Annotated in this window: 20 protein-coding genes; 11 read left to right on the top strand and 9 right to left on the bottom strand. The window is 34.5% G+C overall.

Translation table 11 applies throughout. From position 1 onward, the window contains the following. Positions 1–186 precede the first annotated feature (186 nt). Positions 187–348 (bottom strand): hypothetical protein, encoded by a 162-nt coding sequence (locus tag F6K54_RS12580; RefSeq protein WP_293077947.1) that lies wholly within the window; start codon positions 346–348, stop codon positions 187–189. Positions 349–354: 6 nt separating this feature from the next. Here F6K54_RS12580 and F6K54_RS12575 point away from each other — a divergent pair, with 6 nt between their 5' ends. Further along, positions 355–705, top strand: coding sequence for a hypothetical protein (locus tag F6K54_RS12575; protein WP_293077945.1), 351 nt, complete (start codon positions 355–357; stop codon positions 703–705). A gap of 462 nt (positions 706–1,167) precedes the next feature. Here the strand turns inward: F6K54_RS12575 and F6K54_RS12570 are convergent, their stop codons facing one another. Together F6K54_RS12570 and F6K54_RS12565 are read right to left on the bottom strand one after the other, a co-directional pair. Further along, positions 1,168–2,769 carry a DGQHR domain-containing protein gene (locus F6K54_RS12570; RefSeq protein ID WP_293077943.1) on the bottom strand — a complete coding sequence of 534 codons (1,602 nt, stop codon included), beginning with the start codon at positions 2,767–2,769 and terminating at the stop codon, positions 1,168–1,170. Positions 2,770–2,963: 194 nt separating this feature from the next. Further along, a complete protein-coding gene (locus tag F6K54_RS12565; RefSeq protein ID WP_161564374.1) occupies positions 2,964–3,107 on the bottom strand; it encodes a hypothetical protein in 144 nt (47 codons plus the stop codon). Positions 3,108–3,916: 809 nt separating this feature from the next. Between F6K54_RS12565 and F6K54_RS12560 the strand changes: the two genes are divergently transcribed. The 3 genes from F6K54_RS12560 to dndD all read left to right on the top strand — a co-directional run bounded on the left by F6K54_RS12560 (position 3,917) and on the right by dndD (position 9,481). After that, complete coding sequence (locus F6K54_RS12560; protein ID WP_293077938.1) at positions 3,917–4,909, top strand: HNH endonuclease; 993 nt, start codon at positions 3,917–3,919, stop codon at positions 4,907–4,909. A gap of 153 nt (positions 4,910–5,062) precedes the next feature. Beyond that, complete coding sequence (dndC, locus tag F6K54_RS12555) at positions 5,063–6,616, top strand: DNA phosphorothioation system sulfurtransferase DndC (protein ID WP_293077936.1); 1,554 nt, start codon at positions 5,063–5,065, stop codon at positions 6,614–6,616. Positions 6,617–7,498: 882 nt separating this feature from the next. After that, entirely contained in the window at positions 7,499–9,481 is a 1,983-nt protein-coding gene (dndD, locus tag F6K54_RS12550) for a DNA sulfur modification protein DndD (RefSeq protein WP_293077934.1), read from the top strand. A gap of 171 nt (positions 9,482–9,652) precedes the next feature. Here dndD and F6K54_RS12545 read toward each other — a convergent pair whose 3' ends face one another. Beyond that, positions 9,653–10,192, bottom strand: coding sequence for a Uma2 family endonuclease (locus F6K54_RS12545; protein ID WP_293077932.1), 540 nt, complete (start codon positions 10,190–10,192; stop codon positions 9,653–9,655). 173 nt (positions 10,193–10,365) lie between these two features. Between F6K54_RS12545 and F6K54_RS12540 the strand changes: the two genes are divergently transcribed. Together F6K54_RS12540 and F6K54_RS12535 are read left to right on the top strand one after the other, a co-directional pair. Continuing rightward, positions 10,366–10,962 (top strand): COP23 domain-containing protein, encoded by a 597-nt coding sequence (locus F6K54_RS12540; protein ID WP_293077930.1) that lies wholly within the window; start codon positions 10,366–10,368, stop codon positions 10,960–10,962. A gap of 218 nt (positions 10,963–11,180) precedes the next feature. After that, the gene (locus F6K54_RS12535) at positions 11,181–11,417 is read left to right on the top strand and encodes a UPF0175 family protein (RefSeq protein ID WP_293077928.1); all 237 of its coding nucleotides are present in this window, start codon (positions 11,181–11,183) and stop codon (positions 11,415–11,417) included. 23 nt (positions 11,418–11,440) lie between these two features. On the opposite strand, the gene F6K54_RS12530 is transcribed toward F6K54_RS12535, so the two are convergent. From F6K54_RS12530 to F6K54_RS12520, 3 genes are all read right to left on the bottom strand, one after another. Beyond that, positions 11,441–11,668 carry a hypothetical protein gene (locus tag F6K54_RS12530; protein WP_293077926.1) on the bottom strand — a complete coding sequence of 76 codons (228 nt, stop codon included), beginning with the start codon at positions 11,666–11,668 and terminating at the stop codon, positions 11,441–11,443. A 23-nt stretch (positions 11,669–11,691) separates the two neighbouring features. Then, a complete protein-coding gene (locus F6K54_RS12525) occupies positions 11,692–12,000 on the bottom strand; it encodes a PIN domain-containing protein (protein ID WP_366558120.1) in 309 nt (102 codons plus the stop codon). A gap of 76 nt (positions 12,001–12,076) precedes the next feature. Next, entirely contained in the window at positions 12,077–12,367 is a 291-nt protein-coding gene (locus tag F6K54_RS12520; RefSeq protein WP_293077924.1) for a prevent-host-death protein, read from the bottom strand. A 320-nt stretch (positions 12,368–12,687) separates the two neighbouring features. Between F6K54_RS12520 and F6K54_RS12515 the strand changes: the two genes are divergently transcribed. From F6K54_RS12515 to F6K54_RS43765, 5 genes are all read left to right on the top strand, one after another. Continuing rightward, positions 12,688–12,876 (top strand): hypothetical protein, encoded by a 189-nt coding sequence (locus F6K54_RS12515; protein ID WP_293077922.1) that lies wholly within the window; start codon positions 12,688–12,690, stop codon positions 12,874–12,876. 101 nt (positions 12,877–12,977) lie between these two features. Further along, positions 12,978–13,196: a DUF2281 domain-containing protein gene (locus tag F6K54_RS12510; protein ID WP_293077920.1), complete on the top strand. Its 219-nt coding sequence runs from the start codon at positions 12,978–12,980 to the stop codon at positions 13,194–13,196. Continuing rightward, a complete protein-coding gene (locus tag F6K54_RS12505; protein ID WP_293077918.1) occupies positions 13,183–13,524 on the top strand; it encodes a type II toxin-antitoxin system PemK/MazF family toxin in 342 nt (113 codons plus the stop codon). The genes F6K54_RS12510 and F6K54_RS12505 overlap by 14 nt, the downstream gene beginning before the upstream one ends. A gap of 135 nt (positions 13,525–13,659) precedes the next feature. Then, positions 13,660–13,974 carry a transposase gene (locus tag F6K54_RS43770; protein ID WP_375341969.1) on the top strand — a complete coding sequence of 105 codons (315 nt, stop codon included), beginning with the start codon at positions 13,660–13,662 and terminating at the stop codon, positions 13,972–13,974. A gap of 79 nt (positions 13,975–14,053) precedes the next feature. Beyond that, positions 14,054–14,440 carry a hypothetical protein gene (locus F6K54_RS43765; protein ID WP_375341968.1) on the top strand — a complete coding sequence of 129 codons (387 nt, stop codon included), beginning with the start codon at positions 14,054–14,056 and terminating at the stop codon, positions 14,438–14,440. 172 nt (positions 14,441–14,612) lie between these two features. Here the strand turns inward: F6K54_RS43765 and F6K54_RS12495 are convergent, their stop codons facing one another. Further along, positions 14,613–15,569, bottom strand: a complete 957-nt coding sequence (locus F6K54_RS12495) for a serine protease (protein WP_293077917.1) — start codon at positions 15,567–15,569, stop codon at positions 14,613–14,615. 611 nt (positions 15,570–16,180) lie between these two features. Further along, positions 16,181–17,248, bottom strand: a 1,068-nt coding sequence (locus F6K54_RS12490) for an acetolactate synthase large subunit (protein ID WP_293077915.1), incomplete at its 5' end; no start/stop codon positions are given.

Here is a 17,248-nt window from a genome sequence, read left to right as displayed (position 1 = left end):
AATACTTATCTAAATCCCCAAGTCCTACTTTAAGCAAAAACTTTTACTTTATTAGGACTTACTTAATTTGTGACATTTGTACTACCTCATGTAGAGGTTATGCATCGATCCATAGATAAAAAAGGTCGTTTACTTTTTTCTTTTCTTTAATCCTCACTTCCGCATTATGTAGCTCCAATTATTTTCTTAAACACCAGGGGTTAGACTATACCGTTGATCTAGATCGCAAAAGACATAAAAATTTGTTACAATAACACCTTGACTAGCTTCACTGAAACTACTGCATGAATAATCAGATGATATATTAGGATTGAACAATTGATTAAAATTCAGGGTTCTTGCTGACATTAAATTATGGAAGTTAATACTAATAATCCAATAAATGTTAATTCTGAAATACCTAGTCCTGTTGAATGGGTAGAAGAACATTATTCGATCGCCAATTTAATAGATACTCTCACCAATTTACAAGAGGTACTTGCTCATGGACTACTATTCCAAGATAATCAAGATGGAGAATTAGTTATTAATGCTGATGTGAAAAATTTACTACGAGAAGAATACGGACATCAACATTGGCAGTATTTAGAAAAATATTTAGGGTTTGCTTATGGAAAGTCTTTTTGCTGGGGTAGGAGACAGGAGACAGGAGACAACCCACCCCTAACCCCTCCCAGGAGGGGAAGACAGGAGAAATGGGAATGAACGAGGAAGTAGGATTCATTAATGGATAATGGATAATGGATAATGGATAATGGATAATGGATAATGGATAATGGATAATGGATAATGGATAATGGATAATGGATAATTACCTCTGGTTAAAACCGCTCTTGATTGAATATAAGGAAATATTATTTCTTCTCTTGGTTGATTGGATATGGCGAGGGGACCCGCTCTTATCAGAGTCGCTCCGCTTTATATGTTGCGGAGCAAAACGCCATCCCTCAACCGCTTTTTTTCCCTTTAAAAGAGGAGGCTTTAAACCAGAATTATTTAATTATTAATTATTAATTATTCGGTAAGAATTGTCCCAAGATTTTTATGCCCAACTATGCGCCTAAAATACTAACTTTTTGAGGGTTTTAGACTGAAAACCATGTACTCGACTTTTAACTTTTAACTTTTAACTTTTAACTTTTGACTTTTGACTTCCCCATAGCGGCACTAAGACAAAATTTTCGGCAACCCTACCTTTTTTAACTCCACAAACTTACCTTGAAAATCTACGGCTTGATTGTCTGCAACTCGCCTTGCTTCTGCCAACTCCCGACGAATTTCTGCTCGTTCCATTTTGTCAGAAATTCCACCTAATATATAGATAAATAATCTCATAGCTAAATCTCTCCCAGCTACGGACATTCGCTTCCGATTAAAATCATATAAAACCCCATACCAAATAGAGTCAGAAAATTCTATTCCACTCAAACCACCATCTACATCATACTTATTTAATTTTTGAAAAACCTCCTCCAAAGAAAAGCCCTTTTTGTATATTAAAATTCCTAGAGCTTCAGCAAAAGCAATTTGCCCGACGGGGCGAAATAAAACATGACCTTCTCCTGGTTTTATTTCAAAACTAAATCTTCTCAATTCTGGAGTTTCGACACCATTTTCTAATCTTGAATAACTAGGTAAATTAGATAAATAATTCCAAAACAACATAAATTCCTCTAGTCCTTCTTCTAATTCTTCTTCTTCAGGACGCATGGGAATTAAACCTCTGTCTGAAGGTTTCCAATGAGGATAACGAGGTTTTAAATATCTTTCAGACATTTCTTGAATTGCCTGAAGAGTTGTTAAAACAGTAGACTTAGTTGCCACAGTCGCACTATCCCAATTTACTCGTGGATTTCTATCATCTTTCTCTTTTAATAAAGGATGATAAATTGCTGTTTTTCTAGCCACAATGGCAAATCCATCATCCTCATTTAATAATGCCAACTGTCCTTTACTTAATTTTACAGCAGTCAAATTTACATGAGCAAAGACTGACCTAATTCTCCGTCGTGCTTGTGCTCTATTTTCTCCTTTTACTACTGCCGGAATAAATTCTATACCTATTTGTTCGTAAGCTAATTTTTGTAATTCTGGCAATTCAATATGATGGCTTTCCGCTAAATCATCAATGTTAATAGCTGCACCTACTGGTTTTTTTTGTTTGTTATATCTAGGCAACCTACCTGTTTTTATTAATTCCATTAAACCTTGAATTCCCATCAGTCGATGTTGACCGTCTAGGGCAAATACTGCTACTTCTAAACGTAGGTCTAATAATCCTACTTTTCCGGCTGAATCTAGGGGTAAAAAATCAGTGGCAGATTTATTTGCTTCACCATTTTTATTCCATTCTTCTGCTTTGGGATTATCTACCCAACTGGGGCTAATTACTACTAATACTGCTGGAAATTTATGGGCTTTTCTTGTTGCTAAATATAGGGTTAATGGAGCTTGACGAGACCAATCTAAGGGTCGTTGTTGAATTTCATCTATTGTTTCTGCATCCCGAATTATATTGTCAGTTTCTACATCAAATTTTTGCCGAAATAATGGTAATTGAGAGGCAAAACGTACACGACTATCTAACCATTCTAGAGTGACGGAACCAATGTAAGCTTCTGTATTTCCCATCATGGTTTTTTGTACTAAAAGTCTGTCATCTTTGCCTATATGTTTGTCTAATAGGATGGCGATCGCTTCTCTTTCTCGATTATCATTTTCTAAAATTTCTTTTGCTATTTCTGAGGTGGGTTTATTGGTCTTTTTCATCGCTGATTATTGAAAATATTTTTAATATTTTTTGAAAATTACTATATATATAAATTTTTGTCAACAAATGTTTTTAAAAACTATTTGATTGATATGATTGTTAATTGTAAGTTATTTGTTTATCATATACAATTCATTATGTCAATATTAACCAATGAAACACAAGGAGTGAATATTAATGTCTTTTTTTACCCTCAAAATAACGATACTTTGAGATTTTTGACACTGAAAATTGCTTCAAACTCAGCAGTAAGTGCATAAGCAAAATTAATTACATATTTTGTTCCTAAATTCTCAAGCACTTTTTTTAGATATTGAAGTAAGCTGTTCGGTTTCATTCTTTCCTAAAAACTTTTCTATGGGTGATATGAAAGACAAGCTCAGTAATTTCAGGAAATTATTTCAAATTTAAAGTTTAAAACTATTTATGGCATTTTTAAAGTGAATTGGTATTAATAGATTTGAATATTGAAGATCGTGATTGCATCCTTACTTAAAATAGAAATAACATCTATATAAATCCAATTTCAGTTGTAATATTTTGGTGATAGTTAAGAATCAGAATATTAAAGGTTTTCCTTGAAAATTAACTGTTATAAAAATTTTTATAACCAATTTAGCATCGCTATAATAAATATAGTAATCAGGAGTCAGATGTGAGAGATTGATTGCTGTATTACTTGATTTATAAGAAAATTCAATATCATTTCTCATAAATCATTCCTGATTACTATAATTTATTTCTCTATGTAAAGAGGAGGGGTGAAAAATTTATTGATTTTGTCGAAGTACAACATTACAGTGACAGGTATTGCTGAGAAACGAATCAAGTTAACTTTGTAATTTGAAAAAGGAGGAATCAGAATAGTTATGTTCATTAATTGATAATTGATAATTGATAATTGATAATTACCTCTGGTTAAAACCGTTACGGAATTGAATATAAGGAAATATTATTTCTTTTTTTTTCCTTAAAAGGGAAGGCTTTAAACCAAAATCATTTAATAATTAATAATTAATAATTAATTATTCGGTAAATTTAGTTATGGTAGTTATTTGAGATTTAATTTGACATATTTATTGAGTTAATCTGCGAGTTTATGACAAATAAATACTGAAAATATAGATATCTTTCCTAGCGCTAAAAATGAGTGAAAATCAAGAATTAAACAGGGGAAAAAATTTAGCATACTATTGTCAACATTTTACAAAACTTAAAACAAGTAATAGGCTGGGTCCGAATGCAGAATATAAACCTATTTTACTTTTGTCTATAATTGATTTAATTACGCAAGGTTTAATCAATAATAATCAGATTACTGTATCTGAGGAACTAAGGAGTACCTTTAATAAACATTGGGATATTTTATCTTCTGGTACTTATGAAGGCAAAGATAAATTATATTTTCCTTTTTTCTATCTAAAGAGCGAAGGATTTTGGCATATTGAGTTTAAAAATAATCCTTTAAAGCGGCCTCCTCGTTCCCTTGAAAAATTCCAAGATGTCGTTGATTATGCCAGTTTAGACCCAGAACTTTTTGAACTACTACAAGACCAAAATTCTAGAAAAGAATTAATAGACGTACTCATTGCAAATTGGTTTTCAGCTAATCAAAAAGATATTAAAGAACTTATGGTAATTAATGAAAGATTCCAAAAAGACAATAATGAGGAAGAAAGTTCAATTAATTTATCAAACCAACAGAAAAAACAGCCTAAATCATATCTCAGAAAATCTGTAGTTAGAGATGGTATCTTTCGTAAAGCAGTTGTACATACCTATAACTATAAATGTGCTTTTTGTGGAATGAAAGTCACCATGTCAATAAAGCAAAATATTGTAGATGGAGCCCATATCAAACCATTTGCCAGATTTTATGACAATAGAATAGATAACGGCATATCATTTTGTAAAAATCATCATTGGGCATTCGATAAAGGTTTATTTACCATAACTGATGATTATAAAATCATCGTTTCCAATAATTTCTTAGAAGAATCACCCAATTCTAAACCAATGAAGGAATTTAATAGTAATCAGCTTTGGTTGCCAAATGAAAAGGGTGCATCTCATAGCAAGCAAAAATACTTTTTTCCTATATATTCCCTGTTCCCTGTTCCCAGATCCGGTGTTCCCTAAAAGCAATAACTTTTTGGCTTTATTCACGCATTGAGATGCACCCAATGAAAAAGAATATTTCCCTAGAGTAGAAGCTTTAAAATGGCATCGCAAAAATGTGTTTATTTCATAAAAATGCAGAATAAATTAAAAAAATTTTAGGAGTATTGAAAAATGGTAGGGATACAAAAATCTCTTTTTCCAGAACGCACAACCGCTGATCTAATTAAAGATATAGAAAAGCTAACTCAAGAAATTCAAGAACTATATTGTCTAGATGAAATTCCCTGGGTTGTTGGATATTCAGGCGGTAAAGATAGCACCGCAATATTACAACTAATATGGAATGCGATCGCTAATTTACCAGTAGAAAAAAGAAGCAAAAAAATTTATGTAATTACTACAGATACAGGAGTAGAAAATCCTTATGTTTCTGCTTGGGTTAAACAATCTCTAAAAAACATTGAAAAAACTGCCGAAAAGCAGAAAATGCCAATAGAACCTCATCTTCTACAACCAAATATCCAAGACACATATTGGGTAGGTTTAATTGGCAAAGGTTATCCTGCACCTCGCCTTAAATTTCGATGGTGTACAGGACGTTTAAAAATTGAACCATCTAATCTTTTTATTCGGAATGTTGTTAGAAATAATGGAGAAACAATACTTGTTTTAGGAACTCGTAAAACAGAAAGTGCTCATCGTGCAGCAATAATGAATAAACGAGAAATTGGTAGAACAAGAAACCATTTAATTCCTAATCCTAGTCTGATGAATTCTTTACTTTATACTCCTATTGAAGACTGGCGAACTGATGAAGTTTGGCTATATTTAATGCAGTGGGAAAATCCTTGGGAAAATAGTAATAAAGATTTACTAGCAATGTATCGAGGTGCAACAGAAGATAATGAATGTCCGTTAGTAGTTGATACTTCTACTCCTAGTTGTGGAAGTTCTCGTTTTGGATGTTGGGTTTGTACCTTAGTAAATATTGATAAATCTATGTCAGCAATGATTCAAAATGATGAGGAAAAAGAATGGTTACAACCTATGATAGATTTGCGTCGGGAACTAGATATTTCCGATAAAGATAAAAGAGATTTTCGGCGAATTTGGGGTACAGTTCAACTATTTGAACGAAATGTAGATGGTGAAGTTTCTGTAGAACCAATTCCTGGTCCATACAAAAAAGAATGGCGAGATACTTTACTGAGAAAACTGTTAGAAGCTCAAACAAAAATTCGTGAAACTGCACCAGAAAATATGCGAGATATTACTCTCATTTCTCTGGAAGAACTGAGTGAAATTAGACGCATTTGGTTAGAGGAAAAACATGAGTTTGATGATAGTTTACCTCGTATATATGAAGAAGTAACAGGAGAGAAATTTGAAGACTGTCGTCCTGGTGCAGGAATAAGTCTTTTAGGTAGTGATGAATGGTCAGTATTAGAAGAAATATGTAATGGGGATGAAATGCACCTTGAACTTATGGCAAAACTGTTAGATACAGAGAGGCAATATTATATTAAGTCTCATCGATATAAGATTTACGAAAGTCTCGAACAATGTTTTGAAACAAGTTCTCGTTCCAAGGAAGAAGCTATTCAAAACGCTCATAATAAAAGAGACCTCAAAGAAGCTGTTGATCAAGGAAAAGTCTCAGAGAAAATTAAACAATTAAGTTGGGCAAATATGAAATTTTCTGGTCAAAGTTCAGCAGATAATTAATAATTAATAATTAATAATTAATAATTAATAATTAATAACTGGAGAGTACAAAGTTCTTCCAAAAAACTATTTGCTTGAAAGGCTGAAAGTATTACTGGAAAAAGCTTACAGTACTTACAGCTTTGAATAAAAAGTTTTTAACCCTTAGATAGCTGAAAGCCTTAGCTAGCAATAGTTATTCCAAGAACTTTGCACTGTCTAGTTAATAATTAAATAATTCTGGTTTAAAGCCTCCCCTTTTAAGGGGAAAAAAAAGCGGTCGTTTGCGGAGCATTCCGTAGGATGGAATGGCGTTTTGCTCCGCAACATATAAAGCGGAGCGGCTCTGTCAAGAGCGGGTCTCGGAGCCATATCCAATCGACCAAGAGAAGAAATAATATCTCCTTATATTCAATCAAGAGCGGTTTTAACCAGAGGTAATTATCAATTATCCATTATCAATTATCAATTAATGAATCTGTACCTCATTTTCCCTAAATATGCTGTATCTCTTGAGGAAAAAATCCAACAATACTAGAAACTGATGAAGATTTTTCTGGAATTCTCTTTTTCAGAGCTATATCCTACAGGGAAAAATGCCAAAATGACTGACAAATGATCAAAATTTATCTGGCAAAATCATTTCTGGAAAACTTCTATTTTTACCAGTTTTATTCAGAGGTAAAAATTCTCTGTTGCTTCTGGCAAAATCATCTCTGGAAAACTTCTATTTTTACCAGTTTTATTCAGAGGTAAAAATTCTCTGTTGCTGGAGATAAAAATTCTATTTCTCAGATTTACCTCCTAGGAGAAAAAGGTAAATCCTAAGAATAAAAAAATTAAGTTAATTCTCCTCGTAGCTTTCCCCCTACTCCCTATTCCCTATTCCCTATTCCCTAAAAAATGATTTTCCTAGAACTCGTATTACAAAATTTCGGACCGTACTCCGGTAAACAAACAATAAACCTCCGCCCTAACCTTAACAATCATCCTCGTCCTATCATCTTATTTGGAGGTATGAATGGAGGAGGAAAAACTACTCTTTTAGATGCCATTCGCCTCGCACTTTACGGTCATCGCGCCCAATGTTCAACTAGGGGAAATTTAACTTATGGCGACTTCCTTTCCCAATGTGTAAATCGCAATACTCCACCTACAGAAAAAACTCGTATTGAATTAGCTTTTGAACATATTCAAGATGACCAACTTGTAGAATATCGAGTAGTTCGTACCTGGGAAAAAAATCCTAAAGACGGCAAAGATAGTCTGGGAATTCTTGATGGTGAATGGCCTGATTCTTACTTAGCAAATGCCTGGGATGAATATATAGAAAATCTCTTACCTTTGGGAATTTCTAATCTATTTCTCTTTGATGGAGAACAGGTAAAAGAGTTGGCTGAACTAGAAATTCCTCCACCTTTAGTTGTAGATGCAATTCAATCATTATTAGGACTGGAATTAGCTGAACGTCTGGCAACAGATTTAGATATTTTGGTGACTCGGAAAAAGAAACAAATTGCTAAAACTACAGAGTTAAAAAATTTAGAGGAAATTGAACAAAAACTCCATCAACAAAAGACAGATTTGGAAGTTAGTACGGAAAAATTGGCAGATTTGAAAAAGCAATTAAAAAAAGCTCAAAAAAAGCAAGAAAAAGCTATGAGAAAATTTGTCTCGGAAGGGGGAAAAATTGCTGCTGAAAGAAGTCAGTTAAAACAAGAATTTCAAGATGTCGAATTAGAGATGGAAAATGCTCGTCAGGAAATGCTTGAACTTGCTGCAGGAGCTTTACCTCTAGCTTTAATTTCTCCACTTTTAGAACAAGCAAGTTCTCAGGGCGATCTAGAAATTTTACGCCACGAAGCAGAAATTGCTTTGGATGCTTTTGAGGAAAGAGATAAACGTTTACTTGATTATCTGAATAATTTATCTATTCCTACTGATAAAGTTAGCAAAATTGAAGAGTTTCTCAATCAAGAAAACCTAACTTTGAAAGAGGATATTAATCAAGTTGATGAACCTTGGTTGTTTGCTGATGAGGAAGCTTTAACTTTACTAGAAAATTTGTTGCGCTCTGATATTGAAAACTCTCTCAATAATGCTCAGGAAAGTTTAACTAACTTGAAAGATTTTGAAGTAGAAATTGATGTTCTGGAAAAGCAATTAGCAACTGCAGCATCTCCCGAAGCTTATGAAATTTTGGCAACTACTTTGGAAGAGGCACAAACTGAGTTAGCTAGGATACAGATAGCTTATGAAAATAGTGAACGTGAGCGTAAAAAATTGGAGGATGCCATTACTAAAACTAAGAAGGAATTATTTAGCTATACTGATGAAACTATAGAACGTAACAATATCCAAAATATCATTGAATCTTCTGGCAAAGTAAAGAAAACTTTGCAGCTATTTAAGGAGAAGTTAACTTTGAAAAAGTTGAATAAGTTAGAGATGGAAGTTACTGAATGTTTTCGCTATCTTTTGCATAAATCAGATTTGGTACATCGCGTGGCTATTGATACTAATAATTTTGCTCTTTCTCTCTACGATAATCAAGGGCAAATTGTTCCTAAACATCGCATTTCTGCTGGAGAAAAACAGCTTTTGGCAATCTCATTTTTGTGGGGTTTGGCAAGGGTTTCTGGTAGACATTTACCTGTGGCTATTGATACACCTTTAGGTAGATTAGATTCATCCCATCGTCAGAATTTAGTTGAACGTTATTTCCCTTCTGCTAGTCATCAAGTTATTCTTTTATCTACTGATACTGAGATTGGTAAATTAGAAGTAGAAAATTTGCGTAATTTAGAGGCGATCGCTCACGAATATTCACTCAAATATGATGCTCAAAAAAATCAAACTAATGTTAAGAAAGGGTATTTTTGGTAAGCAAATTTTTGACTTCTACTTTTTCAAATGAAGTTGTCTAGGATGAGAAAGTATGAACTCTAAAATCTCGGCAAAATCTTTGAAATTTTCTGCCACTCCCAATTCTGAAAATTATCCTTATCCCTCCTACAATAATTTACCCATTGGTCGGATTTAGGACTCCTATATTTCTCAAGCTAATAAATCATCTACTGCCACACTAAAACCTATTAAAACTTTTTGAGTAGTAGCAACCTGACCGGAAGTAAACATTAAACCTTGATTTTCAGTAACTATTATTATCCATTTACTCTCAGGAAAAACTAACCAAACTTCTTCACCACCAGACTCTAAATATTCCTGAGCTTTTAAAAAGACATTTTCAGCTAAATCTGTAGGAGAAATAATTTCTGCACTTAAAGGAAAACTCTGAGGCAAAGTAGGATAATTTCCATATTCTGAAACTAACTCAGGAGTCAGATAAGCAACATCAGGCGATCGCCCTTGTTTATTAGTACGGCAAGGTACGTCTGTGTAAACTTTTCCACCTTGTTGACTGGCATTTTTATAGTCATCCCAGTAACGACCAAGTTTCAATTGAATTTCTCCATGTCTTAATGTCATACTGTTTTTTTCTATTAATTTGCCGTCTATCCATTCCATTTTTTCAGGAGGATTTTTTGTGAAGTCTTCTAAGGAGATATTCTGATTTATAAGAGTAGAATTTATCATAAGTTAAGAAGTAAAGTAAGGCTTCGTCGTAGTTTTTACATTCAATTATCTCGTAAAATTATAATTCAACCTTTCCGAAAATTCCTCACATAAAATTGGGTAAAATATTGGGGGTTTATTTAAACACCCTCAAAAAATATTCATAATTATATTATATAGATGAGGAGAAACTTGTGGCACAAAATGGAAAAATCGCAGGAATAGGAGCAGTAATAGTTGTTGTGATAATTCCCATACTTGGATTCTTAATGAATGCGGTAGATTTAGGTATTGATATTGTGCAAGATTGGCCACTTTTTTTGGTAAAAAAAACAGACCGCTTTTCCTGCGAGTTAAAACTGGATGGAAATAAAAATAAACAAGTTTGGACGCTGATGTATGACAATGATAAAGGTAAACATCCCTGGTTAGGTATTGTGATACCTATGGGAGAATATTGGACTCCTGCTAAACGTTGTGAAAAAATAGAGGAGCGCTTAGAATATTTCCGCAAAGATGGTTTACTTTCCATAGAAAGTCGTCGAGATCCTAATACTCCAGAGCAAGAAGTTATTTGTGCGAAAACAAAGTTGAGTGGTGATAGTTGTCCGTTATTGTTGACTTTGGATGTGGGAGTTGATGGTTATCAGGCAATGGTAGATATGACTAAGGCGTTATTTGATGGTTCGACTGTTTATCAAGGTACAAATGCTGATTTTTCCAGAGAGTCGCCTGTGCTTGATTTAGGAAATTTTTTGGCGACGGAAGATAAGTTGGCAGGAGATAATTGATAATGGATAATTGATAATGGATAATTAGAGCGTTATAAATTTAGATAGAAAATTAAAGGTTTAAAAAACTCTTTTCTTAATTATCAATTCCTAAAAAAAACTATATAGATAGATAATTTAGTCATCTTTAGATGACTTAAGCTATTAGCCAAGGATTAAAATCCTTGGCTAACTGGGCAAAATTTGAGAGAAAAACTGATAACTGAAAAGGAGCAATTATGAATTTAGTTTGTGAACTTCCTATGGGAATTTCGGAAAATGAGGCTAAGTTATTCTTAGCAATAAAGTTGTATGAAATTAATAAAATTTCTCTAGGAAAAGCAGCAAAATTAGCAGGATATTCTAAATCGGCTTTTATAGAAGTTTTGGGACAATATAAAATCCCTATTTTTAATTATTCTGCTGAAGAGTTACGGGAAGAGATAATTACTCAACTATCAAAAACTGATAACTGATAACTGATAACTGATAACTGAATCTAACGTTGTGCTTCAGCAAATTCATCAAAAGAACGAAATCTACCATTTTCAAAATCATCTAATCCTTGCTGAATATCTTTAATAGCTTCTTCAGTATCGGCTGTTTCCCAGTCTAAAAGTCTGGCAAGTAATTCGCTGATAACTAGGGAAATATCTTGTCCTTGTTGAGTTGCTTTTTCCTGAAGTCGTGCTTCTAATTCAGGAGTTAAGTTAATTACAATTGACATATATTTTGATTGATAATTTAATATTATTTATCCTCGAAAGGATTAAGAAGTAAAACTCCACAACCTTGAAAATCTCGTGTATTACGAGTGACTAAAGTTAGTTGATGAATTTGAGCAGTAGCAGCTATTATCATATCTGCTTGAGAGCGTGTCTGACCTTGAGATTGGAATCTACCTCTCAATTCTCCAGATAATTTAGCGATATTTGTAGTAACTGGAAAAATCTGGCATTTAGACTCAAAAAACTTCTCAAACCATTCCTGAATTTTAGAGTTTTGTTTCCAATTTAAGCCATAAAATATTTCCTCGACTGTAACGACACTAACAGATATTTATGTTACTTTTGCTGCCCAATTTAATACTTTTGGATTAGGTTTTTTTCGTGCTAATTCGCTAATAATATTAGTATCAAGGAGAAACATTTTCAAAATCGTCACTAAAAGGGTTTGGTCTATTTTTGCGAGTGGGAATTTCTAATACATAATCTGCTTCAGTACACAAATTGCGTAATTCCTCAAAGGTATCAGCTAAGGAAGGTTTTTGATGTTGTTTTTGCCATGCTAAAAATTCCTGAAATGTTTGGGCATCTATAATAGCAGCTACAAGTTTTTCTTGTTCATAAATCATTTGTGGTTTTTGGGTTGTTGCTTTGATGAGGTCTGATAAATTTTGTTGTGCTTCGTGTATTTCCCAATTCAATTTTTACCCCCTATATTATTAATATTTCGATTGATAATTTAATGTTGTTTATCTTAACATAGAAAATCGTAGGGTGTATGATGGCATCCTTTTTTCAATTTTGGGGAAACTCTAGAAATTTTACCTTCCTTCGGAATAAGAGAAAAACTGATAATTGATGACTGAATTTGGCGATCGCTCCCTTTTATATTTCTCAGAAAAAGTTTGAGCAAAGGGTTGACTTTAAATAAATTTTTGCTATTATTATTCATAATGGGGTAGGTGCGCTCATATATACTTTAAGTCTTATAGGATTAAATCAAGTAAACGCGGAAAATATCATGCTAGATAATCCAATCTTCAAACTAAATCAACTACCGAAAAATTTACCTCTCGAAGGTGGAATAAGTATGGAATTAGTAGAAGGGGTTCCTATATTTCGAGCTTCTAAAATTGTTCAGGAACGAATAGAAACTCTCTTGGCTAAACTGCAAGATTCGGAGCTGGTTTTGGCAGAAGAAAAAAATTAGATGATTATCAAGAATTGGATGATTACCTCAGCTTTATTAATCGGACTGTGAGGAATATTCTGCTCAAAAAAAATTAATTCTAAATTAATAGATAGAAATTAATGGTACACACAAACATTTACACTGAACTGGAAAAAACACTAATTGCCAAAATTCGGAGTTTACCTCCAGATAAAGTTTCCGAAATAATAGATTTTGTGGATTTTTTGTCTCAGCAACAACAACAGCAAAGTTTGACTAAATCTATTGCTCAACTGTCTGAAACAGCTTTTGAGAAAATTTGGGATAATCCTGAAGATAGTGATTATGACTATTTATAAATTTGGTGATGTTATTCTGGTGCCATTTCCGTTTACTAACCAAACTACTAGCAAAAAGCGACCTGCTGTTGTAGTAAGTTCGGGTATTTATCAGAGTCAATATGCTGATTTAATTATTATGGCTATTACCAGTCAGAATAAATTAATATCTGGAGTTGGAGAAGTTATAGTTACGGAGTGGAGTAATGCTGGTTTAGTCAAACCTTCTGTTATTAAACCTGTTATTGCTACAATTGAAAAAGGGTTGATTATTAGAAAACTAGGAAAACTTGAAAATGGCGATCGCCAAGGGTTGAAAAATGCTTTATCAGAAATATTAGGTGAGTAGAAAATCTGACATCTGTGTATACGTGGCAAAATCTCTGTCTTGCTGTAGATGGTAAATAATTTGACGGTGCGTTACTGAGTTTGGGAGAAAAACTGATAACTTAACTATCAAAAGCTGATAACTGATAACTGAATTATGCCTAGACAACCACGCCAACTTTTACCCGGATATTCCTATCATGTTACCTGTCGTTGCAATAACCGGGAGTTTCGTTTGACTCGTCTCGAATGTCGGCAGGTATTTTTGTATGCTCTGAAAAAGGCTTTGGATAAGTTTGCTTTTAAACTCTATGCTTTGTGCATTATGAGCAATCATGTTCATTATTTATTAGAGCCTTTCCAACCTGAAGATTTACCTAAAATTATGCACTGGCTAAATTGGTATACGGCTATGTGTTTTAATCGGATGCTTCAACCGTACTGGACATTTTTGGGAAAAAAGGTATCATAGTACGGGGTTTGACAAGACTGACAAAAAACGAGCTTTAAATACTCTCCGATATATTCACGCTAACCCTAAAGCTGCTAATATGCAGTCTGGATTTTTCTATGACTTTTCTAACTACGGCACTTATGATCGTCTGGCTGATGATGGTTTGACTGAGTGGCATCCTGCTTTTTTGTCTCTGGGGAAAACTCTAGATGAGTGTGCTAAAAACTATCGGGGGTTTTGTAGAAACTACAAACCTCGACCAAAACCGGAAAGGGGAAGTCGGTGGGGTAGTAGGTTTTTGCCGAAGGTGGTGAAAAGGAAGAAAAAGAATAAGGTTTCTCCTGGGCAAATGCGACTTCCTTGGGCAGAGTGGGAAGTTCCTTCTGGTGAGGTGGTAGAGGTGGCCAGAAAATTTGTTATGGCAAATTGTTATGACCCAGAAGTGGCAATGCAATTTTTTGATGATATGTCGGGGGTAAATTGATTATTGAAAACTGATACATCGCATTGGTGCGGTGTCTGGTATCAAATTTCTCAAACCCAGTAAAACCGTAAAATTTACTTCTCAAAACTTTTTTCTATTGACGGCTGAAACCCTTTTGTGTTAAAATCTACAAGTCTCTGCGCGAGAGAAGAGAAGCTTTCTTCGACTTTCTTCACTTTTTTCCCTTTCGTTCCCAGTCCGCATAAGCGCGAACACCAATAAAGAAACCCAAAACCACACCCCAAACAAAAACCACAAACACCCAACTCCTACTCCAACCCAAAACCCACAAATACCAACCCTCCAAAACCCTCCACACCCACAAAAAACCCTCCCACACCCACAAAAAACCCTCAACCACCCACAAAAAACCCTCAACAGAAACATCACCATAATAAAACTCAGACTCCCGAAACAAATTAATAGGCATACCCCAAGAAAAAGTCAAACGTTGAACCCCAGTCTCCACCCTTGCCACAGCTTGCTGAAAAGTCTGCCGTTCCGACTCAGACAAACTCCCCTGTAGAGAAGCAAAACTTTGCACAACCTCCACATCACTCATCCCATGCACAGCCACAACCTCACCCTTCTCATCCATCACAGGCGCTCCACTCATTCCACCCACAGTCAAAGTTTGATAAGAAACCCCATAACCCCGCGCCAAATTATCCAAACGTGTAACATTACCTAAAACAGATTGAGGTACTAATTTCCCACGTCGAATGGGAAAACCAGAAATATAAATAGAACTACCAGTTTTCAGACTTTCAGAATTACCTATTTTCAGCGCTGGGTAATTACATTTTCCTCCCTCTGGGCGAAAAGTAACCAAGGCTAAATCTATATCTCTGGGAAATATTTCTACCGTAGAAACATCCCAGACTTTTTCATCTTCAGTCTGTAATGCTCTTTCCCCTTCTTTTTGCACAACATGAGCAGCCGTTAGTACAGTACAGACTCCCTTTTCTCCCAGGACAAAAAAACCAGTTCCATGTCCGGGTTGATTTCTATAAAATAATCTGACAATACTAGGCTCTAGTCGAGAAAATATTTGTTCTGAGGATAAAGAACAATTAGTCAGAGTTAATGCCAGGAAAGTTAGACCAAGGATTCGAGGTAGAGACTTCATCTGTTTCAGCAGTTCGGAAATTAGATTTTTCTTGATTTTACCTACAACTTAAATTCTAGGCTTTCCTTTGCCATAGAGAAAATTGAAAAAGTTACTTCCCTAAAAAAGGAGCCACTATTTTCCCATAATAGTTATTTAATTAGAGAATATAGCAACTTTTTCTACTTGTCAAGTGCGATCGCTATAAAAGCAATTTTCCTGCACGGTAAACCAAAATAGGGACGTTGCATAACAAAAATGCGAACGTCCCTACAGAGTTATTATTTACAGCAGATTCCAAGCATATGAAGTACAGATATTAATAATTGAATGTTCCCAGTGCGAGCATCTTGCTCGCGTGGGTGTACCCCTACTCCCTCTTTCCTAAATATGCCTTGCTGATTCAATATCAAAGCATTTACAGATAAAGGTTTTAGCCTTTTGAGGGTCGAATTGCAGTGCGCCTGTTTCAGTCTAAAATACTCAAAAAGTTAGTATTTTAGGTAAGAGTTGGGCAGAAAAATCATTCTTAAAATTCTTACTCCTACTTCCTAGCTCATTCCCCTAACTCCTGTCTCCTGTCTCCTGTCTCCTGTCTCCTACCCTCAACCATAAGACTTTTTCAGCAAACCCTAAATAGAACAACTCAAACCACCAGACTTTTTAGTAAAACGAGTATTCTCCCGATAATCAACAGGACAATCAATCACAGCAGGAACATCTTGAGCAAGAGCCTCCTTCAGAGTAGGAATTAAATCAGTAGTAGACTCAACTCGATAACCCTTCAAACCAAAACTTTCAGCAAACTTAACAAAATCAGGATTCCCAAACTTAATAAAAGAAGACGTACCAAAATGATTTTCCTGCTTCCACTCAATCAAACCATAACCACCATCATTAAAAATCAAAGTCACAAAAGCAGTACCCACCCGCAAAGCAGTTTCCAACTCTTGACAATTCATCATAAACCCACCATCCCCTGTTGCAGCTATTACCTTGCGGTTCGGATGGACTAACTTAGCAGCGATCGCTCCGGGAATAGCAATACCCATTGCCGCAAACCCATTAGAAATCAAACAAGTATTAGGGCGATCGCAATGATAATGCCTAGCAATCCACATTTTATGAGCACCAACATCAGAGATGACAATATCTTCTGGCCCCATTACTTGACGTAAATCATAAATTATTTTTTGAGGCTTAATTGGAAAGTCATTATCTTTACTATATCCCTCATATTCAGAGCGAAGATTTGTTCTAATTTCTGATACAGTCGGACTTACTTGATTCATTCGTTCAGAACGTCGTAAAATTTCATTCAAAGAATCTGAAATATCTCCGACTATTTCAGCTATGGGAATATAACTACTATCAATTTCTGCTGGTGCTCCTGCAATATGAATAATGGGAATTTCACCTTGAGGATTCCATTTTTTCGGGGAATATTCTATCAAGTCATAACCAACTGCAATAACTAAATCTGTTTGGTCAAAAGCACAACTAATATAATCTCGTTGTTGTAATCCTGTCGTCCATAGAGATAAAGGATGAGTATAAGGAATCACACCTTTACCCATAAAAGTATTAGCAACAGGAATATTTAATTGTGTGGCAAATTCTGTTAAAGCTTCACTTGCGTTAGCCCGAATCGCTCCATTTCCGGCTAAAATTACAGGATTTTTGGCTTTAGAAATTGCCAC

The organism is Okeania sp. SIO3B5 (assembly GCF_010692555.1).
Lineage (GTDB): Bacteria > Cyanobacteriota > Cyanobacteriia > Cyanobacteriales > Microcoleaceae > Okeania.
Note: the sequence above shows the minus strand (reverse complement) of the source record. Positions and strands in the feature narration are given on the sequence as shown.